The sequence below is a fragment of the Thalassospira sp. MIT121401 genome, assembly GCF_047125595.1.
In the GTDB taxonomy this organism is placed as follows: Bacteria; Pseudomonadota; Alphaproteobacteria; order Rhodospirillales; family Thalassospiraceae; genus Thalassospira; species Thalassospira povalilytica.
Window position 1 is genome coordinate 701134 of the sequence record NZ_CP138926.1, and the last position, 25665, is coordinate 726798.

Genomic DNA, 25665 nt, shown 5'->3' on the forward strand with positions numbered 1-25665 from the left:
CTGGTTCAGATAATATTTCTAATGATCTGAATGCGCTGTCGCAGGGTAACCGCTTGGTAACCATCCCGGCAAGTTGACAGCATATGGGGTGAGATTTGTTATGAATTTGGCGATCGGGCAAGACCGCACTGTAATCGAGTTCACTGCACTGCGCACTGCGATCAGGCGGCTTTCACGCGGGCTTGTGGTGGCGATGGTCGCACTCTTTGGCCTGTTTGGCGCAGTTTTACCGGCTCAGGCCGCTGATAAGTCGCCGCAAACCATTGTTTTGTTTGGCGATAGTTTGATGGCCGGATACGGCCTTGCCCATGATGACGGCTTTGCCCCAAAGCTTCAAAGCGCCCTGAACCAAGCCGGTCACGATGTGCGGGTGATTAACAGTTCGGTATCGGGTGATACCTCTGCGGCCGGTTTGGCCCGCCTTGACTGGGCGCTTGTGGATAAACCCGATGCGGTGTTGCTTGAACTTGGTGCCAATGATGCCTTGCGCGGGGTCGAACCGGCCCAGACGCGCGACAATCTGGCCCAAATCATCGAAAAACTGCGCGCACAGGATGTCGATGTCCTGTTGGCCGGGATGATGGCACCGCCCAATATGGGCAAGGCATATGGCGAAGAATTCAACAGCATCTATCCCGACCTTGCCGGCCGCTATGAAGTTGATTTCTATCCATTTTTCCTGGATGGCGTTGCGGCCGAACCCGACCTTAACCAGGATGACGGCATGCATCCCAATGCGGACGGGGTCGCGGTTATTGTTGAACGCATTTTGCCCGATGTGATCAATCTGCTCGATGATGCATCCTGATCCTGCCTGATTAATCTTTTCCCTGCCAAAAGCCCCGATTGCCGTGTGGTATCGGGGTTTTTTGCTGTTTGCGGACCATGGTTTGGGTTTTGTGGATCGGGGTGGATTAGCCGATGGCGGCAATTTTGGCGCAATCTGTGACCGCTGATCGTTGGTGCGGTGCGACTGCCTCATGCGGGCAAGCTGTGCAGTGCAGCAGTTTCTGAATTTTGCCGCTTGTCGGGTGTTGGTTTGAAAAACAACCGTTTTCCAATGGGTTATCGGTCATGAAATCCGACGGAAAATGTCGTCTGGCGATGGAATTGCGACATTTTCGGACTGGGGGTGGCGAAAAAACTGCAAATGTAGATAGAAAACATCAACAACCCGAAACGATTTCTCCCTCTGTGAGGGGGAAGGTCGGAAACTTGGCGTAGATGTTATGATAATCGTTTAAAATCAATTGATTAATCATAGGTTCGGAATGTGCCATGAGTGGCTGAAGCACCCGAAAACACCCGGATTTGGCCCCAAAACACAGGCTTTACTGTAAAATTAACAGACCATTTACTTTCGGATATGTTCCGAATTGTCAGTCCGTTAACTGCGTATGTTGTTTTAAAGGTGCGGTAGGTGTTTTTGAACGCGCCCGATCTTCAATCGCGGAACTGCAGGCTGCGCAGGGTGGGGAAATGTCATAACCGCTGATTCATATAAAGAATCCATATGATTCAATAATTTAGGTAAATTTACCCGTAAAATGCCAATCCGGGCCTGTGGATAAGTTTGTTGAATAACCTTTTACCGAGTCGCAGCTTGGAATCCCTGGTGATTCGGCGGGAATGGCGCAATATCAGGGCTTTGGATGTCATTTGGCGACTCCAAGGATTCATCCCGAGTCGCAATTTTCCCTGTGGATGAATCGGAAGCGATTCGATTTTGACTGCAAATGCAGTTGCAGCTGCTGGAATCACCCGATACACTTCCATCCGGGAACAGAAAAAGCCCGCGCAATCGGGCGGTTAAAGTTACCCGGGACGTAATAATTATTAAATTAAATCAATAATTTAACAGAGGAATCGGGCGTGTCCGCATCATCTGGCGTCAAACAATCCTACACCATCCCCTGTTCGTCGACATTTCGTGACACCGTTTTGCAATTGGCCGAACGGCGCGGCGTCAATGCCGCGGATCTGGCGCGATCAGTGATGTTGATCGTGCCGGAAAAAACGATCGAGGATTACGAAGATCCCGGTGATCCGCCCAAAGGGGACCGTGAAACCATTGTTCTGAAATCAGGTCCGGCCGAAGGTCGCCCGTGGCGGCGCAAACCGCGCCTGCAATTGCGTTTGCCACCGGGATTTGCGGTGGTCACCGTGCGCAAGGCCTTGAAAATGGCCATCGATTTTGATGCCGGGGACGTCAATATGCGGGTTGAAAAGTCCGATGTCCTTGCCGCAGAACGCGCCGCCCTTGAAGAAGCGCGTGCGATCAAAAAGCGTCAGGCCGAACCCCCGGTCGAACTTTTGCAATCGCGCGAGGAACTCGAACGTCTGCGCCAGATTGTGGATAACCTTGCCTTTGATCCGCTTGATCGTGGCGTGACCACCTTTAACGAGGCCCTGCATGTCATGGGGTTCGCGCCCAGTGCCCGGCCCGATATGCGCACGATACGCGCCAAATACCGGGTGCTTGCCGCGATCCATCATCCCGACAGCAATTACGGGTCCCATCAACGCATGACACAGCTGAATGCCGCCATGGACCTGTTGCGCAAACATATTTCCTGACCGCAAGCGCGCATCGGACCCTGCTTTTTCGATGGCCCTTGTCGAAAACCGGACCCGATGCTTAGATATAATGTAAGTGAGCTATCCGGATGGCCGCACACGGTCGTGTCGGGATGTTCGGACAAAGGCGGGCGCAAGACCCGGATCGTGTGATCAGTCAAAATCGGGAGAATGCATGACGGCGGAATTTCGGGCTGCACATGCCAGCGGGGAAAACTGGGCGTCTGTCGCCTCCGAGCTGGCGGAACTGTTGGAAAAAGAACCGCTCCCCTCCCAGGCTTTGGCGTTTCTCTATGTTTCCGAAGCCCTTGCCGAAGATATCGGCAGCATCCTGACCTTTTTGCGATCGCGCCTGTCGATTGAACACTGGATCGGCACATCGGGTGTTGGTGTCTGTGGATCGGGCCGCGCCTATTTCGGGGTTCCGGCGGCTTCTGTCATGGTGGCCCCGTTTGCCAGTGACGATTTTCATATTTTCGAACCGCTGAAAACCGATGCCGATCTTGATGCACCGGAACTGCAAAAGGCGATTGATCGGCTGCAACCGATTTTCGGTCTGGTCCATGGCGATCCCGGTGCACCGCAAAGTCTTGCAACCCTGTCGGAACTGGCGCGCATGGGATCAACCTATCTGGTCGGCGGGATTGCATCGGGCGAACGAAGCGCGCCACAGATTGCCGATCGCGTGGTCAATGGCGGTCTTTCAGGCGTGCTGTTTGACAGCAAAACCACCGTTCAGGTCGGCATCAGCCAGGCCTGCACGCCAATCGGCCCGGTCCATCGCGTGACCGAAGGCCGCGAAGGCATCGTTTCCACCCTTGATGACCGTCCGGCTCTTTCGGTGCTTAAGGAAGAACTCGACGCGGATGGCAGTGAACATTCCATGGCATCCGGGCGCTATCACGCGGCCCTGATGGTACCCGGTTCCGATACCGGTGATTTTGTCGTGCGCAATCTGATGGGGGTTGATCCCCACAATAACATGATCGCCATCAGCGGTGATGTGCAGGCCGGTGACGCCATCCGCTTTGTCCGGCGCGACGGGGCCGCCGCCGAACAGGATTTGCGCCGAATGTTGTCAGAATTGCAAAAACGTCTGCCCGGCAAACCGCGCGGTGCCCTTTATTGCAGCTGTGTCGCCCGTGGCCCGCATCTGTTTGGTACAGAAAGCCGTGAAATGATGATCATCCGCGACGAATTGGGGGATTTGCCCCTGACCGGATTTTACGGCAATGGTGAAATCTGCAATGACCGTTTCTATGGCTATACCGGGGTTCTGACCCTGTTTGTCTAGGGCCGGCACTTGATGCGTGTTAGCGCTAACATCCCCGGAAATTGTTGGCTAAATCCGTGATCGCATAAGATTTTTTGCCGCGGGCGGTTTCATCACGCCCGTCACGGGATATATTCATACCATTGTGAAAAGTCGCATCCTTTCAGGAGCCGCTTGGCGGCGGGATGCAAAAGGGGATTGTTATATGGAATATCGTCGATTGGGACGTACTGACATTGATGTCAGTGTTATCTGCCTGGGCACCATGACCTGGGGACAGCAGAATACGCAGGACGAAGCGTTCGAACAGCTCGACTATGCGACTGCAAACGAAGTCAATTTCATTGATACCGCCGAAATGTATCCGGTCCCGGCAATGGAAGAAACCTTTACCGCGACCGAAACCATCATCGGCAACTGGCTTGAAAAGCGCGGGCGTCGTGATGATCTGGTGATCGCGACCAAGATCGTTGGCCCGGCTGAACGTTTTGCCTATGTGCGCAACGGGCCGCGTCTGACCCGTGCCCAAATTCACGAGGCAATCGACGGATCGCTCAAACGTCTCAAGACCGATTATGTCGATCTTTATCAGCTCCATTGGCCGGACCGGAATTCCAACTTCTTTGGCAAGCTGGGCTATGTCCATGACGAGAACGAGGATTTTACCCCGATCGAGGAAAGCCTTGCGGCCCTTGATGAACTGGTAAAGGCCGGCAAGGTCCGCCATATCGGCCTGTCGAACGAAAACCCGTGGGGGCTGATGAAGTTCCTTGAACTGGCCGAAAAAAATGGCTGGCCGCGCGTGGTTTCGGTTCAGAACCCCTATAGCCTTCTGACCCGCCAATACGAAGTCGGCATGGCTGAATGTTCGATCCGCGAAGATGCCGGTCTTTTGGCCTATTCGCCGCTGGGCGGCGGGGCGCTTTCGGGCAAATATCTGGGCGGTGCCCGTCCCGAAGGATCGCGCGTTGCCAAATGGCCGCAATATTTCGGCCGTTACCAGACCGAAAATGGCATCAAATCGACCGAGGCCTATGTGAAACTGGCCAAGGACAATGGTCTTGACCCGTGCCAGATGGCGCTGGCCTATGTCAATTCGCGTCCGTTCCTGACGTCGAACATCATTGGCGCGACCAGCATGGAACAGCTCAAAACCAATATCGGATCGGCCAATATTACCCTGTCCGACGATGTTCTGGCCGAGATCGAGGCGATCCATCAGAAATGGCCGTTCCCGTGCCCGTAATCGGGATGGTCATCACGCATTCGTAAATCGGCGCAGCCCATATCGGGCTGTGTCCGACCCACATATATAAGGAGGCGGCGCATGGTTAAGCTTATCACTGGCAAGGAAGCCGATCTTGGGGCTTTTTCCGTGCGCCGCGTTCTGCCCCATCGCGAAGTGCGGTCTGTCGGGCCGTTCGTGTTTTTCGATCATATGGGCCCGGCCGAATTCCAACCCGGTCAGGGCATTGACGTGCCCCCGCATCCCCATATCTGTCTGGCAACCGTGACCTATCTGTTCAAGGGGGCGGTGCTTCATCGCGACAGTCTGGGCAGCAATCTGGAAATCACGCCCGGTGATCTCAACTGGATGAATGCCGGACATGGCATCACCCATTCCGAACGCGAAACACCCGAAGTCCGCAATTCGGTTCACGAACTTGACGGTTTGCAGCTTTGGGTCGCCCTTCCCGAAGAGGCCGAAGAATCCGATCCCGCCTTTTATCATGTGCCCAAGCATGACCTTCCGATCATTGAAGATGCCGGTCTTCACATGCGCCTGATCGCGGGCGAGGCATTTGGCAAAACCGCACCCGTTCCGGTCAAATCCAAGCTGTATTATCTTGATGTTCACATGGATGAAGGCGCGCAATTGCTGCTTCCCGGTGAAAATCAGGAAGGCGCGATTTATGTGGTCTCGGGCAGTGTTGCCATTGATGGCGATGCCTTTGGCCCGGAAAGCTTCGTCTATGTAGCGCCCGAAGAAATCCCCGATATTGTTGCTGCCACCGACAGTCGGGTGATGTTGTTGGGCGGCTTGCCGCTGGGCCATCGGCATTTGTGGTGGAATTTCGTTGCGTCTTCAAAGGAACGCATCGAAAAGGCCAAGGCCGACTGGGCATCGGGCAACTTTCCGCAGATCGATGGCGAGGACGATGTTCTTCCGCTGCCCGGACGTTCCACCGGCTAGGCGATATTTCCAAAAGCCACCCTGCCACCAGAATAGAATTGGATACCCCAGTCATGCGTTTGTTTGTCGGCGTGGAAATTCCCGGCGATATCGCAGCCGATCTTTACCCGCTTGCGCGCGGGATCAAGGGGCTGGATGCCCAGACCCCGGAAAACATGCATATCACCCTTAAATTCATCGGCAATGTCGATCCCGGTCAGGCGGCCGAGATCGATCACGCCCTTGCACAGGTGTCGTTCGAACCCTTTGATCTTCAGGTCAGGGGGCTGGATGTCTTTGCCTCCAGCCGCAAGATCCGTATCTTCTGGGCCGGGATAAAAGACCAGCCGACCCTGCACCGTCTGGCGCACCGGGTTGAAAACGCACTTCTTGCACTTGATGAATGCCCGGATATGGATATGCGCAAATTCACCCCGCATATCACGCTCGGCCGTAACCGCGATGCCGCGCGTGCAACCATTGAACAAACGGTTGCCGATCATGTTGATCTGACCTCGCGGGTTTTCACCATTGATCGGTTCTGTCTTTATGAAAGCCATTCGACCTCGGACGGGCCGGAATTCCGGGTCATTGCTGCCTATGATGGCAGCGATGCGGGCATGCGGTCATCTGATCGGGCCGATGCGTTTGCGCCGCAGGATATGTTTGGCGACATGCCAGACGATAGGGCAAAGGATATGACAGGGGACTTTAAATGAAGCTTGGCTTTATCGGCACGGGCGCCATCAGTGATGCGGTGATCCGTGGATTGGCTTCATCGGATTATCCGGTGTCCGAATTCATTGTTTCGCGGCGCAGTGATGCGGTCTCGCGCAAGCTTGCCGCTGATTTTGAAAATGTCCGTATCTGCGATGATAATCAGGCGATCATTGATCAGTCCGATATGATCTTTCTTGTCGTTTTGCCGCAAATTGCCCGTGATGTGCTTGAACCGCTTCATGTGCCCGATGACAAAAAACTCGTCAGCCTGATCGCCACCATCCCGATTGATGATCTTAAATCCTGGCTGGACACCAATGCGCAATGTGACCGTGCCATTCCCCTACCATCGGTCGAACATCATGCCTGTGTGACCGCGATCTATCCCGGATCGGACGATGTGATGGCCTTGTTTGACAAACTTGGCGGGGCGGTTGCGGCCAAAACCATTGATGCCTTTGATGGTTATGCAGCGGGAAGTGCGCTGATGGCGACCTATTTCACGGTGCTTGAAAGTGCGGCGGACTGGATGGTCAAACAGGGATCGGATGCGGCCGATGCCAGGCGTTACCTTGCCGCCCTGTTTTCGGGGCTCGCGCAAAATACGGCCAAGTCACCGGATAAAAGCTTTGCCGAACTGGTTGATGGCCATTCAACGCCGGGTGGCCTGAATGAACAGGTCGCCAAGGCTTTTGTTCGTGAAAACGGCGCATCTGCAATCCATACCGCCCTTGATGACGTCTTTGCCCGGATCAAGGCTGCATCAGGGCCGACTGATCAGAATTGAAAACGGGCGGCTTTATCCGGTTTTGTCGCGCCGCCCTTTTTGCATCTATATCTATATATGTGTTGTTTGTGGCGGATCAGGCCGCCGCGACCTGTGTTTGATAGCCAACCGTCAAGCGTTGCGGATTGCGCGTACCGGCTTCAAAACCGGCATCGACAAGATCCACCATCACCACACCGAAATCGGCAAAGGAAATCCGCGCCACACCGTCATGATCGGTAACCAGCGTATCGGTGCCGCGCACATAATTACGGGTTTTCTCGCCGGGGATCAGCATGGCCGGCGGGCGCAGGCAGGTCCATCGCACATCGTCATATTGATCAAACAGGCGATCGACCTGTTCGCAGGCCTCGGCAATCGGGCGTACGCTGCCCGGCAGGAAGTCGGGCGCGCTCAGAACCGTATGGCCGCTACCATCGGCGAGTTTAAGGGTTGCCGCCCCGCCGGTGACAAAGATTGGCGTCTTGCTTTGCCGGGCCGCATCCAGCAGCACCCTGGTCATTTCCGGCAGAAGCTTTTCCTGTCCGGTCGCGGGGCGAAGTGCGCTGACCGCAACGTCATGGTCGGCAAGGACTTCTGCGACAATCTCGGGATTGGCAAGGATATCGATGCTTTGGCGGGCGACAGAGTCCGGAAGGGCGGACAGTTTTGCAATGTCGCGGGCAATGGCTGTGACCTGATATCCGCGCAAAAGTGCTTCGCTCACAACTTCGCGGCCGACATCGCCGGTGGCGCCAAAAACAACGATTTTGCGATTATGCGGGGTGGTGTTGGTCATGGGGCGTTCCTTTTCTGAATTGTGTTTGGTGGTGCGTTACGGTTTCGGGGTGGCAGCAAGGGGGCTGTTATCGGCGGTCATGTCGGGGGCAAGGGCCGGTTTGGACCGTGCGGCACGTTGACCGATCCAGATGCTGATCAGGACAACGACAACACCGGCGATCTGAAGTGGCGATAACTGTTCGCCCAGCATGACCCAGCCCAAAAGAACCGCGCTGGTCGGGCTTAAGAAGCCAAAGCTTGTCACCGTGGTCGGGCCAAGCCGCGCAATACCCCGAAACCACAGGAAATAGGTCAGGGCCGCACCGATCAGTCCCAACCAGATCAGCCCGGCAAGATTGGTGAGGGTTGGCATCGGAAAGCCCGGCTCGACAATCAGGGCTACCGGGATCAAAAGGATGCCGCCCGCGGTCAATTGCCATGCGGTAAAGGTCAGGGGGGATACCGGTGGTTGCCATTTGCGGGTCAGGACCGTACCCGCCGCCATGGAAGCTGCGCCAAACAGGGCCGCGGCAATGCCAATCGGATCAAGGCTTGCCGATGGGCCAAGAACAAGCATCGCAACCCCGATCAGTCCCGAAATGGCGGCAAAAATGCCAAGCAGGGTGATGGTGTTGCCCAGGGCAAAACGTGCCAGAAACAGCACAAGCAATGGCTGGATCGCGCCAAGCGTTGCCGCCACCCCGCCCGGCAGGCGATAGGCCGCCACAAACAGCATCGCCCAGAATATCGCGAAGTTAAGCGCGCCCAGGATGAAAACCCGGCCACGCCACCCGGCACCGGGAAGCTGGCGCACCACCAGCAACAGGATCAGTCCGGCGGGCAAGGCGCGCAAAAGCGATACGGTCAGTGGATAGCCGTGCGGCAACAATTCGGTCGCCACGATATAGCTGCTGCCCCAGATCACCGGTGCAATTGCTGTCAGGAATAAGTCGGTCGTTCGGTTCATGATGGCGGCTCCATTTATCTTGATGTCAAGATATAATCAGAAATCTTGACGTCAAGATAAATTTTCGGCATATCCTCAAACCATGGAAAACAGCACAGACAAAATCGATCGCATTCTGGCGCAATGGCGCAGCGAACGTCCCGATCTTGACGTTGCCCAGATGGGGGTGATTGGCCGGGTCGGGCGATTGCGTGCCATTCTGATGGCGGAAATGGATCGTGTCTTCAAACAGCACGATCTGAACGGGGCCAGCTTTGACGTATTGGCGACACTCCGCCGGTCGGGGCCACCCTATGCGCTAAGCCCGTCCCAATTGATCGAATGGACGATGGTGACATCGGGCACCATGACCAACCGGCTTGATAAACTCGAAGAAGCCGGCCTGATCACCCGTCAGCGCAACCCTGAAGACGGCCGCGGCTTTGTTGTCGCCCTGACCCCGCACGGGTTTGAGCTGATCGATGCCGCCGTCACCGACCACGTCGCCAATCAGCACCGGTTGCTTGACGGCCTGAATGCCGATGAGCTGGATCAGCTTGATGGATTGCTGCGCAAATGGCTTGGTGCCGTTTCCGCCCGAACCGGATCAGATAAATAGGCAAACGCATTTCGTGACACAGTGGGAACTGTGTGGCGTCTGATCTGTCATTTTTCGGGAATTTGGTCAGTGGCAGAGAGGAGGGGATTCGAACCCCTGAGGGGCTTACACCCCAACACGCTTTCCAGGCGTGCGCCTTAAACCACTCGGCCACCTCTCCACATGCGATCTTGTATATATCGCGAAAGCGGGCGGACATTAGCCGACCCGACCTTGCTTGACAAGGCCCAATAAGCCTCTTTTTTCACTTTCATGAAATCAACGGGATTTCATCGGTCAAACAGGGTGCCAAAGCCCGGTTTAACCGGCTGAAACCCTTGATAAACCGTGGCTTGGCGTGATCTTTACTTCTTGTTGATGCTTGATCCGTAAGGTTTCACGTTAGGATTTCCGATCGCTATGTCTTTACACGCGCTTTTCCTGCCCCTTTACCTTGGCAGGGCAGAGCCGTTAGGGTGCGATCAGGGTTCGCTAATATAAGCCGCCCGTGACGGGTAGTCTGGAGAAGATAATGTGGGTTCTAAGGGCCTTGGGATGGATTTTACTGTTTGCCAGCATCGCGGTGCTGGTCGACGATTCCATTACCGCACTTCAAACAGGCAGTTTTCGACTGGTTGCCGCCGGTGAGCTTTGGTATCGACTGGATGCCGGAAGCCTGAACCTGTTGCAATCCTTCATCCAGCGTTATGTGTCCTCCTGGGCATGGGACACGCTTTTTGTCCCGGTCTTGCTGGCACCGGCCTTTGTAGTTTTGCTTGTGCCGTCACTGGTTCTGCTGGTGCTGACCCGCAAGCGCAAGCGTCAGCGCATTTTCTGATTGTTCCTTGTGCCGGTTCCGGCCTGTCTTTTTCCGTTTCTGATTTCCAATCTGATCTGCTTTCCAGCCCGGTCTGGCCGGTCTGGCCGGTCTGATCCGGTCGCCATGCTACTGATCGGGTGTGTTTAGTCGAATGTCGGCTTGTCTGGGGCGGGCTTGGTCGGCAAACTCGCATCACTTGGACAGATATCGCAGGGGACGGGTATGAAGGCGTGGATTTGCAAGGCATTTGGCGAAACACCGGCACTGGTTGACTGGGCTGATCCCCAACCCGGTCCGGGTCAGGTGGTGATTGATATTGCCGCCTGTGGCGTGAATTTCGCCGATACACTTATTCTGCAAGGCAAATATCAAAAGCGCCCTGATGGTCCTTTTTCCCCGGGCTTTGAAGTCAGTGGCACCGTTCATGCGGTCGGCGAAAATGTCGATGATATTCATATTGGTGATCGTGTGATGGCGATGCCCGACTGGGGCGGATTTGCCCAAAAGGTGGTTGTTCCGGCATCCGGGGTTGTTGCTTTGCCCGACGGGGTCGATATGGATGGCGCGGCTGCCTTTCAGATCGCATATGGCACAAGCTGGTTCGGGTTGAAATATCGCGCCGGTGTGGTGGCTGGCGACATCGTTCTGGTGCACGGGGCGGCTGGCGGTGTCGGGCTGACGGCGGTGGAATGTGCCAAGCTTTTGGGGGCAACGGTCATTGCCACGGCCGGCGGGGCTGACAAATGCCGGATCGCACGCGATCACGGGGCCGATTACACCATTGATTACAAGGTCGAAAATATCCGCGACCGGGTACGCGAAATTGCCACCGGCCTTGGCAGGCCAGCCGGGGTTGATGTGGTTTATGATCCGGTGGGCGGGGATGTGTTTGATCAAAGCCTGCGCTGTGTTGCGCCGGGCGCGCGGATATTACTGATCGGCTTTGCCAGCGGCACCGTGCCGCAAATCCCGGCGAATATTCTTCTGGTCAAAAACGTTGCCGCGATCGGATTTTATTTCGGTGCCTATCTGGCACAAAATCCCGATATCGCCCGACAGGGCATGGGCGAGCTTCTTGATCTGCTGCGCGATGGCCGGATCACGCCGATGATTTCAGCGACCTATCCCCTGGGTGACGCGATGATCGCCCTTGATGCCATCCGCAATCGCACCGCGACCGGCAAGCTTGTGATCCGGATGGATTGAGTTGGCATGAACTGCTGGATTTTATTAATTAATTCGTTGGTATAGGATGTTTCCGTCCCAATCACTTCTCTGCTGGAAAACTCGGTAATGCCCGACAACAAAAAAAGTGCCGATGCTGTGCAATCGTCTGAAAAGACACGCGACCAGTACGAGACATATCCCTATCCGGCCCGCAATCCCGAGGATGAGGATAAAAGGCTTGTCACCGGATCGCCGGGCAACTGGGACGAAGTGGTGCATTTCGTTTTTGGCGGGCGTGATCCGTCCGCACAAACCAAAAGCGGCAAGATCAAAATTCTGGTCGCCGGGGGTGGGACGGGCGATGCGCTCGTCATGTTGGCCCAGCAGGCCCGCGACCGCAAGGCCAAGGCCGATATCGTCTATATCGACCTGTCCGAAAGTTCCCGCGAGATCGCCGAAGCCCGCATCAAGCGCCGCAATCTTGAAAAGAACGTGACCTTTGTCACCGGCTCATTCGTTGATCTGGCATCCGAATACGGGCCGTTTGATTACATTGACTGTTGCGGGGTGCTGCATCATCTGCCCGATCCCGATGCGGGATTGCGCGCGCTTTCTGATGCGCTCAAACCCAATGGTGGCATGGGGTTGATGGTTTATGGCGAACTGGGTCGCCAGGGCGTCTATCACATGCAGGAAATGATGGAACGCCTCAATGCCGAGGCCGGCGGGGCGCGCCGCCTTAATTTCGGCAAGGCGCTGTTCAATTCCCTGCCCGGGACCAACTGGCTCAAGCGCAATCCGTTTGTCGGCGATCATATTCATGGCGGCGATGCCGGGTTTTATGACCTGCTTTTGCATCAGCAGGATCGGGCCTATCGCGTCGATGAAGTGTTTGATTTCGTTGAAAAGGCCGGTCTGCGCCTGCAAAGCTTTATCGAGCCGATGCGCTATGACCCGACCACCTATTGTTCGCGCCATGATGTTCTGGAAAAGGCGGTTCATGTGCCGTTCCGTGAACGGGCCGCGCTGGCCGAACTGATGGCCGGCAACATTACCAAGCATATCTTTTATGTGGTAAAGGCCAAGAACAAGACCAAACCACCGGTCCCGGCCGAAGACGCCATTCCGTTCTTTACCCGGGTTGATGGTGCGGCCCTTGCCCGGTCGGTGGCCAAGTCGGGCAATATCAAGATCACCTTTACCGGTCTGTCCGTTACCCGCACCATGCCCGCCGCATCACCGGCCATCCTGTCGCGGATTGATGGTAAACGCAGCATTCGTGAAATTTACGAAATGTTCGATCCGAAACCGGAAAAATTTGAATTTAATGCGCAGTTTGCCGTGATGTATTCGGTCCTGAACGCCGCAAACCTGATGTATTTGCGCCAACCGGCAAAGAAATAGCGACTTTTGACAGACGGCGATTGCCCAAAAGAAATGCCGGTCACCAGGGGAAGTGACCGGCAATCTCATACGCATGTGCCAACGGGGGGATGCTGGCATCTGCGTTCAGGGAGAAGAAGAATGCCAAACCTTATTTAAGGCTCGGGATCTTCAATATGCTCAAAAGAGCATCAAGCACCTGCAGGGGGAATGAAAGGGACCCCTGCAAGCGAAACATCGGGGCAGACATGATACATACTCTGTTGTGCGCATCAGCGCGGGTTTTGTCCGGAAATCAGGCTTTCCAGAACGGTTTTGTAGCTTCGCGACGGGCGTCATAGACGTTCCAGCCGATATCGCGCAGCATACGGGCATCCATCAGACCAAGTTTCTTGCGCAGATCGTGGCGTTTGTACCATTCGCGCGGCAGATCCATCAGGCTGACGGTGTTATGGGGGCGGGTTGCAACAAATGCGCCTGCATCTTTGGTGATCGCGACCATGATTCTCATCCTTGTAATCTGAGGCCTGCTCTCAATACATCAGCGGCCCGGCATCTGTGATGCGTGTGTTTCGTTTCGATAAACCCAGAGTTACGCCGAAAAACACTTGCGCTCAAACCATCTTTTGTCATCATGGCGTGAGTTTTAGTCATGCAAAGTCATCGCGATGAAACGCCGTCCATTACCATTAAATGCGCTTCGTGCCTTTGAAGTAGCCGGTCGTCTTGAAAGTTTCACCAAAGCGTCACATGAGCTTAACGTGACCCAAGGTGCCGTAAGCCGACAGGTGCAGCATCTTGAAGAAGTTTTGGGCCGTAAACTTTTTGAGCGACAGCACAGAAGTCTCAAGCTCACCCGGGCGGGACGTAATCTTCTGGTTGGGCTGACCCCGGCCTTTGATGCGATCGAACATGCGGTGGCCCGGGTCGAAGACCGTGCTGATGACACCCAGCTTTCGGTTCTGGCGCCGCTGACCTTTTCCATGCGCTGGATCGTGCCACGCCTTGGCCGCTTTCAGATGGAACATCCCGATCTTCAGGTGCAACTGGGCACTTATAATGATGACAAGGCCCCGGTCGATTTCAACGAGGTCGATATCGCCGTGCGTTTCGCCGATACCCAGGATGAACAGCTTGTGCATGAATTCCTGACCGGGGAACGGTTATTGCCGGTCTGTCATCCCGATCTTGCCAAAAAGCTCAAAACCCCCGAAGACCTTGCCGGGGTGACGCTTTTGCATTGCTCGGCCCAGCGCGAAGACTGGCGCATCTGGCTCAGCGGCACGGGGATCAAGGGCGTTGATGCTGATCGCGGCCCGGTCTTTGCCACCCTTGATATGGCGATGGAGGCCGCAGCAAGCGGTTTTGGCGTGGTGATTTCCGATCCGGCGATGATTGGGGAATATGTCGTGACCAATCGTCTGACCGTGCCTTTTGATCTGCCGGTCGACAGTCCCTATGCCTATTCGCTTTGTTATCCCGAAGGCCGGCTTGAACGGCGCAAGGTCCGGGCGTTCCGCAACTGGTTGATGGGTGAAATCAAAATTGAAACCGAACGGCGAAAACTGGCGCAAAAGGCACCGGGGCCGTCATGATGCCTTGAAATTGAACCATTTTATTCTTCATTATGATCCGCAGATAAAAGACCGCAGCCGGGCGAAGACCGTGTAGCGAATATAATGTCCGGGAAACCCGGCCTGCTGCGTCCCAATTCGTGACAAGACTCGCAACCAGTTTGCATCAGGGGAAAGACGATAAGTCACATGATCGCGTATGTTGCCAATATGAAACTGTCGGGCAAGCAACTTGTGCGCAAGGCGGTGTCATCCGCATGTCTTGCGCTTGGTGTGACGGTTTTTGCATCGCTCTTGCCCGTCACCGCCCCCCGGGCACAGGACAGTGACAAACCGGTCATCAAGCCGGCCCCGACCGTCGCCGTCGAAGAAGCCGAACTTGCCCCCCTGACCACCACATCCCATGGCATTTCGCTTTATGGTGATCTGAAATACGGGCCGGATTTCACCCATTTCGATTATGTTAATCCCGACGCGCCCAAGGGCGGAACCCTGATCCAGTCATCGATTGTCGCCTTTGATACGCTCAATCCCTTCACGCTCAAGGGGACATCGGCCGCCGGGCTTGGCCTGATCTATGACAGCCTGATGGTCGCAAGTTCCGATGAACCCTATGCGATGTATGGCCTGATTGCGCGCAGCATCGAAGTCCCCGATGACCGGTCCTTTGCCATCTTCCATCTGGACCCGCGCGCCCGTTTTCAGGACGGATCGGAAATCACCGCCGAAGATGTGGTGTTTTCCTATGAAGTGCTGGTCGAAAAAGGAAGCCCGGTCTACCGGCAATATTTCTCCCAGATCGAAGGGGCCGAAGCGATTGACGATCTGACCGTCAAATTCACCTTCAAGCCCGGCAATAACCGCGAAACGCCAATGACGGCGGCGGGCATTTCGATCATGCCCAAGAAATTCTGGGACGGTAAGGATTTCTCGAAAACCACCTTTGAAATCCCGGTCGGCAGCGGTGCCTATCGCATTGCCAGCATCGAGGCGGGCCGACGCATCACCTATGAACGGGTCAAGGATTACTGGGCCGAAGATCTGCCGGTCAATCGCGGCCAGAACAATTTCGACATCATCCGTTACGACACCTATCTCGACCCGGAAGTTCAGCGCCAGGCATTCCTTGCCGGCGAATATATGGTGCGCTCCGAACATTCATCGCGCGACTGGAGCACCGCCTACAACACCCCGGCAGTTGAACGCGGCGACATTCAAAAAGAATTTCTGCCCGACAACCTTCCGGTGGGCATGCAGGCCTATGTGATGAATAACCGTCTGCCGCTTTTTGCCGATTGGCGGGTGCGCAAGGCCTTGCAATACGGCTTTGATTTCCAGTGGCTCAACCGTGCGATGTTCTATGGGGCCTATAAGCGCACGGACAGCTATTTCGTGAATTCCGAACTGGCATCAAGCGGCATTCCAACCGGCGATGAGCTGGCCTTGCTTGAACCCTATCGCGATCAATTACCGCCGGAACTGTTTACCCAGCCTTTCAGGCTGCCGAATTTTGACGAACCCGATGGCCGTCGCAAGGCGCTTAGGGAATCCATGACCCTTCTGAACGAAGCAGGTTGGGAATTGCGCGACAAGATTCTGGTCAATAAGGAAACCGGCGAACCGTTCCGCTTCGAGCTGATCATTCGCCAGCCCGGACTGGAAAAAATCGCGCTGGTCTTCAAGGCCCGCCTCAAACAGCTTGGTGTTGAGATGGATATCCGCCTGATCGATACCGGCCAGTGGGTCAACCGTATTCAGGCCTTTGATTTTGACGTTACAACCTTCTGGTGGACGCAGGCCCTGACACCGGGCAATGAACAGCGCGTCTTCTGGTCAAGCGAGGCCGCCGACCAACCCGGCAGCCGCAATTTTGCCGGCATCAAAAACCCGGTCGTCGATGCGATGGTCGATAAGGTCGCAACCGCTGACAGCTGGCACGAACTGGTAACCGCGACTCATGCGCTCGACCGGGTGTTGCTGTGGGGCTATTACGTGATCCCGCAATATTACCTTGGCGGTGACAGGCTGGCCTGGTGGAACATCTTTGGTCGGCCCGATACCGTCCCGCTAAAAGGCGAGTCGGTCATGCGCTGGTGGATTGATCCGCAAAAAGCCGCAAAACTGCCGATGGGGGGGAACTAGACCATGCTGAACTATATCCTGCGGCGTCTTCTTCTGATCCCGGTCACGCTGTTTGGCATCATGTTGCTGAACTTCGTGATTATCCAGTTCGCACCTGGCGGCCCGGTCGAACAGGTCATCGCCCAACTTCAGGGCACCGACGTTTCATCAACCGCGCGCATCACCAATCAGGGGGGCGACAGCGGTGGGTCATCCTCATCCGGGGCGGGGAACAATTTCTCCTCGACCTCCAGCTACCGTGGCGCTCAAGGGCTTGATCCCGAAATCATCAAACAGCTCGAAGTTCAGTTCGGTTTTGACAAACCGGCCCATGAACGGTTCTGGATGATGATGAAGAACTATCTGACCTTCGATTTCGGCCAAAGCTATTTTCAGGATCGCGATGTTGTCGATATCGTCCTTGATAAAATGCCGGTGTCGATATCACTCGGGCTTTGGTCGACCTTGATCATCTATATCATTTCCGTGCCGCTTGGCGTTGCCAAGGCGGTTCGCGACGGATCAAGTTTCGATATCTGGACATCGGCGGCCATCATTGTCGGCTATGCCATTCCGGGTTTCCTGTTTGCGGTGATGCTGATTGTCGTCTTTGCCGGGGGTACTTATTTCGACTGGTTCCCGTTGCGCGGTTTGACGTCATCGAACTTTGATGAATTGTCGCTTCTGGGCAAGATCGGCGATTATTTCTGGCATCTGACGCTGCCGATCATTGCCCTGACCATCGGGGGCTTTACGACCCTGACCATGCTGACCAAAAACTCGTTCCTTGATGAAATCAACAAGCAATATGTCGTCACTGCCCGGGCCAAGGGCCTGACAGAACGGCGTGTGCTGTATGGCCATGTCTTTCGCAATGCCATGTTGCTGGTCATTGCCGGTTTCCCGAGTGCCCTGGTCGGGTTGCTGTTTACCGGATCGGTCCTGATCGAAGTGATCTTCTCGCTCGACGGGTTGGGCCTGCTTGGCTTTAACGCCGTGATGACGCGTGACTATCCGGTGATGTTTGCGACCCTGTATTTCTTCACGCTGTTCGGGTTGGTGCTGAACCTGATCAGCGACCTGAGTTATCATTTCGTCGATCCGCGCATCGACTTTGAAGCGCGGGAGAATTGATCATGACATTGATGGCCCTTTCTCCACTTAACAAACGTCGTCTTGCGAATTTCAAGGCCAACAAGCGCGGCTACTGGTCGCTTGTGATCTTTACGATCCTGTTTGTGATCTGTCTGTTTGCCGAACTGCTTGCCAATGACAAGCCGATCTTCGTCAAATATGACGATAACTGGTATATGCCGATCTTTTCCGACCATCCGGAAACCACCTATGGCGGGGATTTCGATGTCGAGACCGATTTCTATGATCCCTATATTCAGGGCAAGATCGACCATCACGGCTTTGCCATCTGGCCGCTTATCCCGTTTTCCTATTCGACCATCGATTTCGAAATGCGCGAACCGCAACCGGCACCGCCATCTTCGCGCCACTTGCTGGGCACCGATGAATTGGGGCGCGATGTTCTTGCGCGGCTGATTTACGGTTTCCGGATTTCGATCCTGTTTGGCCTGGCGCTGACCGCGGTCAGTTCGGTCATCGGGATCGCCGCCGGTGCGGTGCAGGGCTATTTTGGCGGCTGGGTCGATCTTGGGTTCCAGCGTGTGATCGAAATCTGGTCGGGCCTGCCACAACTTTTCATTCTGATCATTCTGGCCAGCCTGTTTGCACCGGGCTTCTGGACGCTTTTGTTCATCCTTGTGCTGTTTAGCTGGATGAGTTTGACCGGACTTGTCCGTGCCGAATTCCTGCGGGCGCGCAACTTTGAATATGTGCGCGCGGCCAAGGCACTTGGCATGACCGACTACCGGATCATGTATCGCCATGTCCTGCCCAACGCCATGGTGGCGACCATTACCTTCCTGCCCTTTGTGCTTAACGGGTCGATTGTCGCGCTGACGTCACTCGACTTCCTGTCGCTGGGCATGCCGCCGGGATCGCCGTCGCTGGGTGAATTGCTGTCACAGGGCAAAAACAACCTACAGGCACCCTGGCTTGGCATGACGGCATTCTTTGCGATTGCCATCATGCTCAGTCTTCTGATTTTCATCGGCGAAGCAGTCCGCGATGCCTTTGATCCGCGCAAGACATTTTAGGGGACCTGAACCATGACAGATCAATCCGTCCATCAGCCGCTCCTTGATGTCAGCAACCTTTCGGTCAATTTCGGCAATGTGCAGGCCGTCAAGGGCGTGTCCTTTTCCATGGCGCGCGGCGAAACCATGGCACTTGTCGGCGAAAGCGGATCGGGCAAGTCGGTAACCGCGCTTTCGATCCTGCAATTGCTGCCGTATCCGCGTGCCAGCCACCCGTCCGGCTCCATCACCTTTGACGGGCATGAACTGGTGGGGGCCGACAAACGGACCCTGCGCGAAATCCGGGGCAACCGGATTTCGATGATCTTTCAGGAGCCGATGACATCTCTTAATCCGCTCCATAACATCGAAAAGCAGATCGGCGAGGTGCTGTTGCTCCACAAGGGACTGCGCGGTGCAAAGGCGCGTGCGCGTATTCTCGAACTGCTTGATCTGGTGGGCATTCCCGATCCGAAAACACGGCTCAAGGCCCTTCCGCATGAACTTTCCGGCGGTCAGCGCCAGCGCGTGATGATCGCCATGGCGCTTGCCAATGAACCGGAATTGCTGATTGCTGATGAACCGACCACGGCCCTGGACGTTACCATTCAGGCCCAGATCCTTGAACTGCTTCAGGATTTGCAAAACAAGCTTGGCATGGCGCTGTTGCTGATTACCCATGATCTGCAAATCGTGCAGAAAATGGCCAAAAGCATCTGTGTCATGAAGGATGGTGAAATTGTCGAACGCGGGGTCGGGCACAGCCTGTTTGACAATCCCAAGCATCCCTATACCAAAAAGCTGCTTTCGGCTGTGCCAAGCGGTTCGGCACCACCCTTGCCCGAAAATGCCGCCGATCTTCTGGAAACCAGCAACATTCACGTGCGGTTCCCGATTGGCCGCAAGGGTATTCTGGGGCGTCCGGAACGCTATCTTGATGCGGTCGATCAGATATCCCTGACCCTTAAACAGGGTGAAACACTTGGCATTGTCGGGGAAAGCGGATCGGGCAAGACCACCCTTGCCATGGCGATCCTGCGCCTTTTGAAATCGGATGGGGATATCCGGTTTGGCGGACAGGATATCCGCAAATATGCCGGTGCGGATTTGCGCAAATTGCGCCGTGACATGCAGGTGGTGTTTCAGGACCCGTTCGGATCGCTCAGCCCGCGCATGTCAATTGCCCAGATCGTTGGCGAGGGGCTTGAAATTCACGAGCCCGATCTGACAATTGCCGAACGCGAAGCCCGCATTGCCGAAGCCCTGCAAGAAGTCGATCTGCCGCAAAATGCGATGGATCGTTATCCCCATGAATTCTCTGGCGGACAGCGCCAGCGCATTTCGATTGCACGCGCATTGGTCCTAAAACCGCGTTTCATCGTACTTGATGAACCGACATCGGCACTTGATATGTCAGTACAGGCCCAGATTGTCGAATTGCTGCGGGACCTGCAGGCGCGCCACAAAATGGCTTATCTGTTTATCAGCCATGATTTGCGCGTGGTTCGCGCCCTGTCACACCGTGTGATGGTTATGCAAGGCGGCAAACTGGTCGAAAGCGGGGCGGCGGCGGATGTGTTTGATCATCCGCAACAGCCCTATACCAAGGCATTGTTGGCCGCGGCACTCGATCTTAAGGCTGCCGGGGCAGAATTTGTCAGTAAGTGATCGCGACATTTCGCCATCAGACATGTTACAACAGTGTCAGAAAAGGGAATGATAACAGGGTGGTAAGTCATCATGCTTGCGCGCAGGAGCAACCGGTCAAACGTTAATCGCTTATGGGATACGGCCTTTTGGGCGATGATATCCCTTGCGCTATTTGCGTTTGTCTCCCTGTCGGGCCCGGCACTTGCCAGCAGTGAAAAGACCGACGCCAAGGAATCCGAAGAACCGGCCAATGCCGAACCGGAAATCCCCGAAACCGTCATTGTACCCGATCCGGTTTCATTGACGGTTTTGCTGCCCAAAAGCGGTGCGATCCGCCAGATCGTTTTCCATATCTGGCTGGAAGCCCAAAGCAGGGAAGCCGTGCCGCTGATCGAACATAACCTGCCAAAGATCATCAATGGTTTCCTTGTTGATCTGCAACGCCTGATGTATCGCGATACCAAGCAACGGTTTGAAACCCGTCCGGCGGGCAAGCGGTCCTTCAAATATAGCGGCCCGGCATTGCTGCCCCCGCCGCCACCCAAAACCGAAGAAGAACTTGCCGCCGAGGCCGAGGCAATCGAAGCCGCCAAGGAAAAGGGCGAGGAAATCGTTCCCGAGCCACCCTTCAGCCCGTTTGCGCCGGTTACCAACCGCTATTTCGCAGCCCTTCAGAACAAGCTTCTGCGTACCGGGCAAAGTTTCCTGCCGCCCGATACCCTGCGTTCGGTACAGGTCCGGATGTTCTATGATCACTGGCCGGGTGACGCCCAAAAACGCTAGGCGGGGGGCTGTCCTGTGATGTGCCTGCTTTGCGTTACCCGTCACCGCCATCAAAGGGGGTGGGGCAATGCCAGGGCTTGCCTCCTCCGGCCTGCCAAGTAAGTGCCCTCTGTCGCCGGTGTGCCCCGATGTCGACCATTGAGGCTGTGGGAAGGAATAAGGCCGCGGCTCGTACCTGCATGATGCTCATCTTGTTGCGACGTTACGCCATTACCCTTGATCGCAATCCGACCCAATCGTGACTGCGTGTTGACCTGTTCCGGATGTCAACGGCATTCCTGTGTGGGCCGGCTTCCCCGCATCCCGGAACAGGCAGTGGTCGTGATCGTGTGACCGTGATTTGCAAAACATCGCCCATATGCTTCCTCCACCGTCCACCGTCCACCGTCCACCGTCCAATTTCCGCCTCCCGCCTCTGGCCTCAGGCTACAAGCCACAGACCTCAAGCCTTCGAGCTTCCCTCTTCCTCCTTCACGACTTTCCTGGACGCCTCAAGCACCCTGCAGTGGCCCTTCGCGGTATTGCCGTGGCATGACCCCGGGGTGTCTGTCGCAGCGCGTCTTGTCCGCCACATCTGTCGTGCGCCGACGGACGCATGGGGCGATTGCGCAGGATGCAATTGTGTGACCGGCTCGCTGTGCTATTCCGGTGCAAGCAATTTAGCGGAGCCCCACCATGTCGTTCGAAATCTGGCTGAGTTTTACTGTCCTTGTCTTTCTGATGGTCCTGACACCGGGCCCCAGTATTCTGATCGGCATGTCTCACGCCTTGCGCTATGGCGCGCGTCCGACCCTGATGACCGCCCTTGGGGATGTTAGTGCCAACATGATCCAGATGGTGATTGCGGCTGTCGGTTTGGGGGCGGTTCTTGCAACATCGGCAGCCGCCTTTGCGGTGGTGAAATGGTGCGGTGTTGCTTTCCTGCTGGTCATCGGTTTGATGTCATTCTTTCGCAAGTCCCCGAAAAACAAGGACCAAACCGGTATCGAAATAAAAAATACAGGTGTCTATGAGCCGGTCAGTCGACGCAAACTGTTCCGCGAAGGCTTCCTTGTTGCCGCTGGCAATCCCAAGGCAATTGCCTTTTTCGGGGCATTGTTCCCGCAATTTGTCGACCCGACGGCTCCGCTTGCACCGCAATTGCTGATTCTCGGGGCAACCTTTGTGGTTCTTGATTACACTTTCGTAATGATTTATGCGATGGGGGCTGCGCGGATCATGCCCTGGTTGATCAGACGCGGCGGCACAAATGTCATTGCGCGTGTTTCTGGCGGCATTTTGATCATCGCAGCCGGGCTTTTATCGCTGATCGAGATGCCCGAAAGTGTCGCGGGCACCCGTCACTGATCATTGGCAGTGTGATCTGTATGTGCGGGTATTTGCGATGTATGGGATGAGTTCGGTCTGACTGATCTGCCGGCAACAATCTGTTATCATTGATAAAATTGCACCCGGTCAATATGCCGCAAAAAGATGCCATACAAACCGACTGGTCTGTATATAGCGGGTTTTCGCCATATCAGATGATGCGTATGTAAAATGGGGAAGGGATCTTGTCCTAAATGCCGGTTTTTGGTCCCGGCGACCCCGAATGTCATTCATGATCTAGCGTGATCGGGGTTTTTGATCGTCGATCTGGCGGTGTTTTACCGGCCAGTGTGATCAGGTCATTCGGTTTCCTTGCCCGCCGAAACGATGATATCGCCAAATTCACGCAGGAAAACCGATCCCTTGACGGTCCGCTGGATCAGGACAGAACGGCGATCTTCTTCGTCGACCTTGCGTTTGACCATGCCAAGCGAACTCAGGCGGTCCAATGCACGGGTAATTGCGGGTTTGGAGATGTTCAGGGCTTCTGACAGGCCGCGCACCGTATGTGGCGCCGGGGTCAGGTAAACATTAAGCAACAAGGCCATTTGCCGGGCAGAAAGATCGGGTGAATCCCGACGCACACTTTCTACAATCGCGATACGCCAAAGGTCGAGCGCCTGAGACGGTTTGATCTCGATCGACATGCTTGTGCCTAACAATTAATTTGTTACGAATACGTAACCTGTCTACCTGACGGTTGCGCATATGTCAAAGGTCTTATTGGGAAAAATGCGGCCCGATGCTTTTTTGCTCTGGGTTGAAACGGTCGCGCAGCCACCCGTTTTCGGGCTGTAAGCCAGGGATCACAAAGCATGAAGGTAATATGCCCGTGATCCCTGATCCGTGCGGTGGCAACAATCGTTGCCGATGGTTTTTATGATTGTTTACTTACCGAAACGATCTTCGATCAGCTTGAAAGCAGCGCGAATTCCCTGGGCTTCGCCACCGGTCGGGCGGCCCGGACGGTCGGTCGGGTTCCAGGCCATCAGATCGATATGTGCCCAGCTTTTTGCACCTTCGGCAAAGCGGTCCAGGAACAGGGCGGCAATGATCGCCCCGCCAAACGGTGATCCGGAAATGTTGTTCATGTCGGCAGCCTTGCTATCAAGCTGGCTGCGGTAATCATCCCACAGCGGCAGACGCCACAACGGATCGTTCAGCGCCAACCCGTTTTCCATAAGCCCGTTGGCCAGATCATCATCATTGGAAAACAGTGCCGGCAGGCCAAGACCAAGTGCAACGCGCGCCGCCCCGGTCAGGGTGGCAAAATCAAGCAGCATTTCCGGATCTTCTGCCGCGGCAAGGGTCAGTGCATCGGACAGGACAAGACGGCCTTCGGCGTCGGTATTGCCGACCTCGACCGTGATGCCCTTGCGGGTTTGCAAAATGTCACTCGGGCGATAGGCGCGACCCGAAACCATGTTTTCGACCGCCGGGATCAGAACGCGCAGCCGCACCGGAAGCTTGGCCGCCATGATCATCCGCGCAAGGCCAAGAACCTGTGCCGAACCCCCCATATCCTTTTTCATCAAAAGCATGTTGCTGGACGGCTTAAGGTCATAGCCACCGGTGTCAAAGCACACGCCCTTGCCAACCAGGGTGATTTTCGGTGCATTCTCATCGCCCCAGACAAGATCAATCAGGCGCGGTTCGCGGTCGCTGCCATGACCGACCGTGTGAATGGCCGGGAAGTTCTGTTTCAAAAGCTCTTCACCGACAATTGCGCTGACCTTGGCGCCGAACTCTTCGCCCAGTGTCCGTGCTGCGGCTTCAAGTTCGGCCGGGCCCATGTCATTGGCCGGAATATTGATCAGATCACGGGCAAGCCCGATGCCGCGCGCAACATTTTCCGCGCGCTTGGTGGCGTCGTTGTCGTGCAGGGCGATTTTGGCGCGCTTGTCCTTTTTGCCGTCATCCTTGCGATACCGGTCAAAGCGATACCCGCCAAGATAAAGACCAAGGGCTGCCTTTTCATAAAGGGCTGTATTGTCTGAAATGCTGGCCGAAAGGCCATAAACACCTTCGGGAAGGCTGGTCGGAAGTCCGGCAAAATCCCAGATCGCCTTGGCATCATCGACATAACCGATCAGGACCGATCCAAATGCCCCGTTGGTGCCGGGCAGGGCAAGCTGCGTACCGCGCTTTGCCTCATAGCCGTTTGCCGCCACCCAGGCCTTGGTGGTTTCGGACTGATCCGAAAGCCAGCTTTGGAAATCGCCCTCGGCAATCGGGGTGATGGTGATCGGGTTTGTGGAATGATCGCGTGCGATAATGTGGTCGAACAATTTCAGACTTCCCTGCTGGTGACATGCGACGGGTGATGGCTGACAGATTTGCGGGCACGGCCCGGCTGTCAGAACAAGATATGTGTCGCGATCTTAAGGCTGCCACCGTCACAGGGCAATTCCAGAAAACAAAACCCCGCCAGCCCGACTGAACAGATCCATCCGATCAGGCCGCCCGCATCCGGTCCACCGGGCCCACCGGACATATCGGGCGCGGGGGTGCGGCAATGACAATCATGGTTGCCTGCACAAAGTGACCCTTCGGCGGTTGGGCGATCATGCCGCCACGCTGCCATGCCGCAACCCCGCAAAGCCGAAGCGCCGTAATGCGGTAATACGGTAATGCGGTAATGCGGCCACGCGGTCACGCAGCTCCCCAGCCCTTCAATCCGCCGGCATCCGCCACGCCTCTCGCTCCTGCCGCGCCTTTCGGACCGGGTGAGTCTCTCACGCCTCTCGCTCCTGCCGCGCCTTTCGCACCGATTGAGTCTTTTGCGTCCGATGCACCTCTCACGCCGCTCGCACTTGCCG

The 25665-nt window shown here is 55.7% G+C and carries 23 protein-coding genes and 1 tRNA gene; 18 read left to right on the forward strand and 6 right to left on the reverse strand.

From position 1 onward, the window contains the following. Positions 1-100 precede the first annotated feature (100 nt). The 7 genes from SIB88_RS03215 (at position 101) to SIB88_RS03245 (ending at position 7530) form a co-directional block, all read left to right on the forward strand. A complete protein-coding gene (locus SIB88_RS03215; RefSeq protein ID WP_412559313.1) occupies positions 101-808 on the forward strand; it encodes an arylesterase in 708 nt (235 codons plus the stop codon). A 1064-nt stretch (positions 809-1872) separates the two neighbouring features. Continuing rightward, positions 1873-2577, forward strand: a complete 705-nt coding sequence (locus tag SIB88_RS03220; protein WP_101248233.1) for a J domain-containing protein — start codon at positions 1873-1875, stop codon at positions 2575-2577. A 175-nt stretch (positions 2578-2752) separates the two neighbouring features. Continuing rightward, positions 2753-3871 carry an FIST C-terminal domain-containing protein gene (locus SIB88_RS03225; RefSeq protein ID WP_101248232.1) on the forward strand — a complete coding sequence of 373 codons (1119 nt, stop codon included), beginning with the start codon at positions 2753-2755 and terminating at the stop codon, positions 3869-3871. 184 nt (positions 3872-4055) lie between these two features. Next, positions 4056-5096, forward strand: coding sequence for an NADP(H)-dependent aldo-keto reductase (locus SIB88_RS03230; protein WP_101248231.1), 1041 nt, complete (start codon positions 4056-4058; stop codon positions 5094-5096). 81 nt (positions 5097-5177) lie between these two features. After that, a complete protein-coding gene (locus SIB88_RS03235) occupies positions 5178-6044 on the forward strand; it encodes a pirin family protein (protein WP_206926629.1) in 867 nt (288 codons plus the stop codon). A 53-nt stretch (positions 6045-6097) separates the two neighbouring features. Further along, a complete protein-coding gene (thpR, locus tag SIB88_RS03240; protein ID WP_412559314.1) occupies positions 6098-6742 on the forward strand; it encodes an RNA 2',3'-cyclic phosphodiesterase in 645 nt (214 codons plus the stop codon). Beyond that, complete coding sequence (locus SIB88_RS03245; protein ID WP_412559315.1) at positions 6739-7530, forward strand: pyrroline-5-carboxylate reductase; 792 nt, start codon at positions 6739-6741, stop codon at positions 7528-7530. Before thpR ends, SIB88_RS03245 begins: the two co-directional genes overlap by 4 nt. Before the next feature lie 76 nt (positions 7531-7606). On the opposite strand, the gene SIB88_RS03250 is transcribed toward SIB88_RS03245, so the two are convergent. Both SIB88_RS03250 and SIB88_RS03255 read right to left on the reverse strand, forming a co-directional pair. Next, positions 7607-8308: an NAD(P)-dependent oxidoreductase gene (locus tag SIB88_RS03250; RefSeq protein ID WP_412559316.1), complete on the reverse strand. Its 702-nt coding sequence runs from the start codon at positions 8306-8308 to the stop codon at positions 7607-7609. Between the two features lie 36 nt (positions 8309-8344). After that, positions 8345-9259: an EamA family transporter gene (locus tag SIB88_RS03255; RefSeq protein WP_412559392.1), complete on the reverse strand. Its 915-nt coding sequence runs from the start codon at positions 9257-9259 to the stop codon at positions 8345-8347. 79 nt (positions 9260-9338) lie between these two features. Between SIB88_RS03255 and SIB88_RS03260 the strand changes: the two genes are divergently transcribed. After that, positions 9339-9854: a MarR family winged helix-turn-helix transcriptional regulator gene (locus SIB88_RS03260; protein ID WP_250281509.1), complete on the forward strand. Its 516-nt coding sequence runs from the start codon at positions 9339-9341 to the stop codon at positions 9852-9854. A gap of 70 nt (positions 9855-9924) precedes the next feature. On the opposite strand, the gene SIB88_RS03265 is transcribed toward SIB88_RS03260, so the two are convergent. Then, positions 9925-10014: transfer RNA gene (locus SIB88_RS03265), tRNA-Ser, on the reverse strand. Positions 10015-10365: 351 nt separating this feature from the next. Between SIB88_RS03265 and SIB88_RS03270 the strand changes: the two genes are divergently transcribed. The 3 genes from SIB88_RS03270 (at position 10366) to SIB88_RS03280 (ending at position 13224) form a co-directional block, all read left to right on the forward strand. Next, positions 10366-10671: a hypothetical protein gene (locus SIB88_RS03270; RefSeq protein ID WP_412559317.1), complete on the forward strand. Its 306-nt coding sequence runs from the start codon at positions 10366-10368 to the stop codon at positions 10669-10671. Positions 10672-10875: 204 nt separating this feature from the next. Further along, positions 10876-11859 carry an NADPH:quinone oxidoreductase family protein gene (locus SIB88_RS03275; protein ID WP_412559318.1) on the forward strand — a complete coding sequence of 328 codons (984 nt, stop codon included), beginning with the start codon at positions 10876-10878 and terminating at the stop codon, positions 11857-11859. A gap of 87 nt (positions 11860-11946) precedes the next feature. Then, the gene (locus SIB88_RS03280) at positions 11947-13224 is read left to right on the forward strand and encodes a class I SAM-dependent methyltransferase (protein WP_206926636.1); all 1278 of its coding nucleotides are present in this window, start codon (positions 11947-11949) and stop codon (positions 13222-13224) included. A gap of 274 nt (positions 13225-13498) precedes the next feature. On the opposite strand, the gene SIB88_RS03285 is transcribed toward SIB88_RS03280, so the two are convergent. Continuing rightward, positions 13499-13705: a DUF1127 domain-containing protein gene (locus SIB88_RS03285; protein ID WP_412559319.1), complete on the reverse strand. Its 207-nt coding sequence runs from the start codon at positions 13703-13705 to the stop codon at positions 13499-13501. A gap of 166 nt (positions 13706-13871) precedes the next feature. Here SIB88_RS03285 and SIB88_RS03290 point away from each other — a divergent pair, with 166 nt between their 5' ends. From SIB88_RS03290 to SIB88_RS03320, 7 genes are all read left to right on the forward strand, one after another. Then, complete coding sequence (locus SIB88_RS03290) at positions 13872-14798, forward strand: LysR substrate-binding domain-containing protein (protein WP_101248220.1); 927 nt, start codon at positions 13872-13874, stop codon at positions 14796-14798. Between the two features lie 168 nt (positions 14799-14966). Then, positions 14967-16919 (forward strand): extracellular solute-binding protein, encoded by a 1953-nt coding sequence (locus tag SIB88_RS03295; RefSeq protein WP_250281533.1) that lies wholly within the window; start codon positions 14967-14969, stop codon positions 16917-16919. A gap of 3 nt (positions 16920-16922) precedes the next feature. After that, a complete protein-coding gene (locus SIB88_RS03300) occupies positions 16923-18032 on the forward strand; it encodes a microcin C ABC transporter permease YejB (protein WP_101248219.1) in 1110 nt (369 codons plus the stop codon). A 2-nt stretch (positions 18033-18034) separates the two neighbouring features. Beyond that, positions 18035-19066, forward strand: coding sequence for an ABC transporter permease (locus SIB88_RS03305; RefSeq protein WP_101248218.1), 1032 nt, complete (start codon positions 18035-18037; stop codon positions 19064-19066). 12 nt (positions 19067-19078) lie between these two features. Then, positions 19079-20713 carry an ABC transporter ATP-binding protein gene (locus SIB88_RS03310; RefSeq protein ID WP_412559320.1) on the forward strand — a complete coding sequence of 545 codons (1635 nt, stop codon included), beginning with the start codon at positions 19079-19081 and terminating at the stop codon, positions 20711-20713. Between the two features lie 72 nt (positions 20714-20785). Further along, positions 20786-21478 carry a hypothetical protein gene (locus SIB88_RS03315; protein ID WP_206926637.1) on the forward strand — a complete coding sequence of 231 codons (693 nt, stop codon included), beginning with the start codon at positions 20786-20788 and terminating at the stop codon, positions 21476-21478. Between the two features lie 675 nt (positions 21479-22153). Then, positions 22154-22825 carry a LysE family translocator gene (locus SIB88_RS03320; protein WP_101248216.1) on the forward strand — a complete coding sequence of 224 codons (672 nt, stop codon included), beginning with the start codon at positions 22154-22156 and terminating at the stop codon, positions 22823-22825. A gap of 320 nt (positions 22826-23145) precedes the next feature. Here SIB88_RS03320 and SIB88_RS03325 read toward each other — a convergent pair whose 3' ends face one another. Both SIB88_RS03325 and SIB88_RS03330 read right to left on the reverse strand, forming a co-directional pair. Beyond that, on the reverse strand, positions 23146-23493 hold the full coding sequence (locus SIB88_RS03325; RefSeq protein ID WP_101248215.1) for a MarR family transcriptional regulator: 348 nt from the start codon (positions 23491-23493) through the stop codon (positions 23146-23148). Between the two features lie 240 nt (positions 23494-23733). After that, positions 23734-25134, reverse strand: a complete 1401-nt coding sequence (locus SIB88_RS03330) for a leucyl aminopeptidase family protein (RefSeq protein ID WP_412559321.1) — start codon at positions 25132-25134, stop codon at positions 23734-23736. Positions 25135-25665: the final 531 nt, after the last annotated feature.

What these genes read in the sequence shown, in the direction of transcription:
- SIB88_RS03230 (WP_101248231.1), top strand. Translation starts at nt 4,056, where the DNA reads ATGGAATATCGTCGATTGGGACGTACTGACATTGATGTCAGTGTTATC.
- SIB88_RS03295 (WP_250281533.1), top strand. Translation starts at nt 14,967, where the DNA reads ATGATCGCGTATGTTGCCAATATGAAACTGTCGGGCAAGCAACTTGTG.
- SIB88_RS03280 (WP_206926636.1), top strand. Translation starts at nt 11,947, where the DNA reads ATGCCCGACAACAAAAAAAGTGCCGATGCTGTGCAATCGTCTGAAAAG.
- SIB88_RS03290 (WP_101248220.1), top strand. Translation starts at nt 13,872, where the DNA reads ATGAAACGCCGTCCATTACCATTAAATGCGCTTCGTGCCTTTGAAGTA.
- SIB88_RS03275 (WP_412559318.1), top strand. Translation starts at nt 10,876, where the DNA reads ATGAAGGCGTGGATTTGCAAGGCATTTGGCGAAACACCGGCACTGGTT.
- SIB88_RS03260 (WP_250281509.1), top strand. Translation starts at nt 9,339, where the DNA reads ATGGAAAACAGCACAGACAAAATCGATCGCATTCTGGCGCAATGGCGC.
- SIB88_RS03245 (WP_412559315.1), top strand. Translation starts at nt 6,739, where the DNA reads ATGAAGCTTGGCTTTATCGGCACGGGCGCCATCAGTGATGCGGTGATC.
- SIB88_RS03235 (WP_206926629.1), top strand. Translation starts at nt 5,178, where the DNA reads ATGGTTAAGCTTATCACTGGCAAGGAAGCCGATCTTGGGGCTTTTTCC.
- SIB88_RS03305 (WP_101248218.1), top strand. Translation starts at nt 18,035, where the DNA reads ATGACATTGATGGCCCTTTCTCCACTTAACAAACGTCGTCTTGCGAAT.
- SIB88_RS03300 (WP_101248219.1), top strand. Translation starts at nt 16,923, where the DNA reads ATGCTGAACTATATCCTGCGGCGTCTTCTTCTGATCCCGGTCACGCTG.
- SIB88_RS03310 (WP_412559320.1), top strand. Translation starts at nt 19,079, where the DNA reads ATGACAGATCAATCCGTCCATCAGCCGCTCCTTGATGTCAGCAACCTT.
- SIB88_RS03225 (WP_101248232.1), top strand. Translation starts at nt 2,753, where the DNA reads ATGACGGCGGAATTTCGGGCTGCACATGCCAGCGGGGAAAACTGGGCG.
- SIB88_RS03325 (WP_101248215.1), bottom strand. Translation starts at nt 23,493, where the DNA reads ATGTCGATCGAGATCAAACCGTCTCAGGCGCTCGACCTTTGGCGTATC.
- SIB88_RS03215 (WP_412559313.1), top strand. Translation starts at nt 101, where the DNA reads ATGAATTTGGCGATCGGGCAAGACCGCACTGTAATCGAGTTCACTGCA.
- SIB88_RS03315 (WP_206926637.1), top strand. Translation starts at nt 20,786, where the DNA reads ATGCTTGCGCGCAGGAGCAACCGGTCAAACGTTAATCGCTTATGGGAT.
- SIB88_RS03270 (WP_412559317.1), top strand. Translation starts at nt 10,366, where the DNA reads ATGTGGGTTCTAAGGGCCTTGGGATGGATTTTACTGTTTGCCAGCATC.
- SIB88_RS03250 (WP_412559316.1), bottom strand. Translation starts at nt 8,308, where the DNA reads ATGACCAACACCACCCCGCATAATCGCAAAATCGTTGTTTTTGGCGCC.
- SIB88_RS03285 (WP_412559319.1), bottom strand. Translation starts at nt 13,705, where the DNA reads ATGGTCGCGATCACCAAAGATGCAGGCGCATTTGTTGCAACCCGCCCC.
- thpR (WP_412559314.1), top strand. Translation starts at nt 6,098, where the DNA reads ATGCGTTTGTTTGTCGGCGTGGAAATTCCCGGCGATATCGCAGCCGAT.
- SIB88_RS03320 (WP_101248216.1), top strand. Translation starts at nt 22,154, where the DNA reads ATGTCGTTCGAAATCTGGCTGAGTTTTACTGTCCTTGTCTTTCTGATG.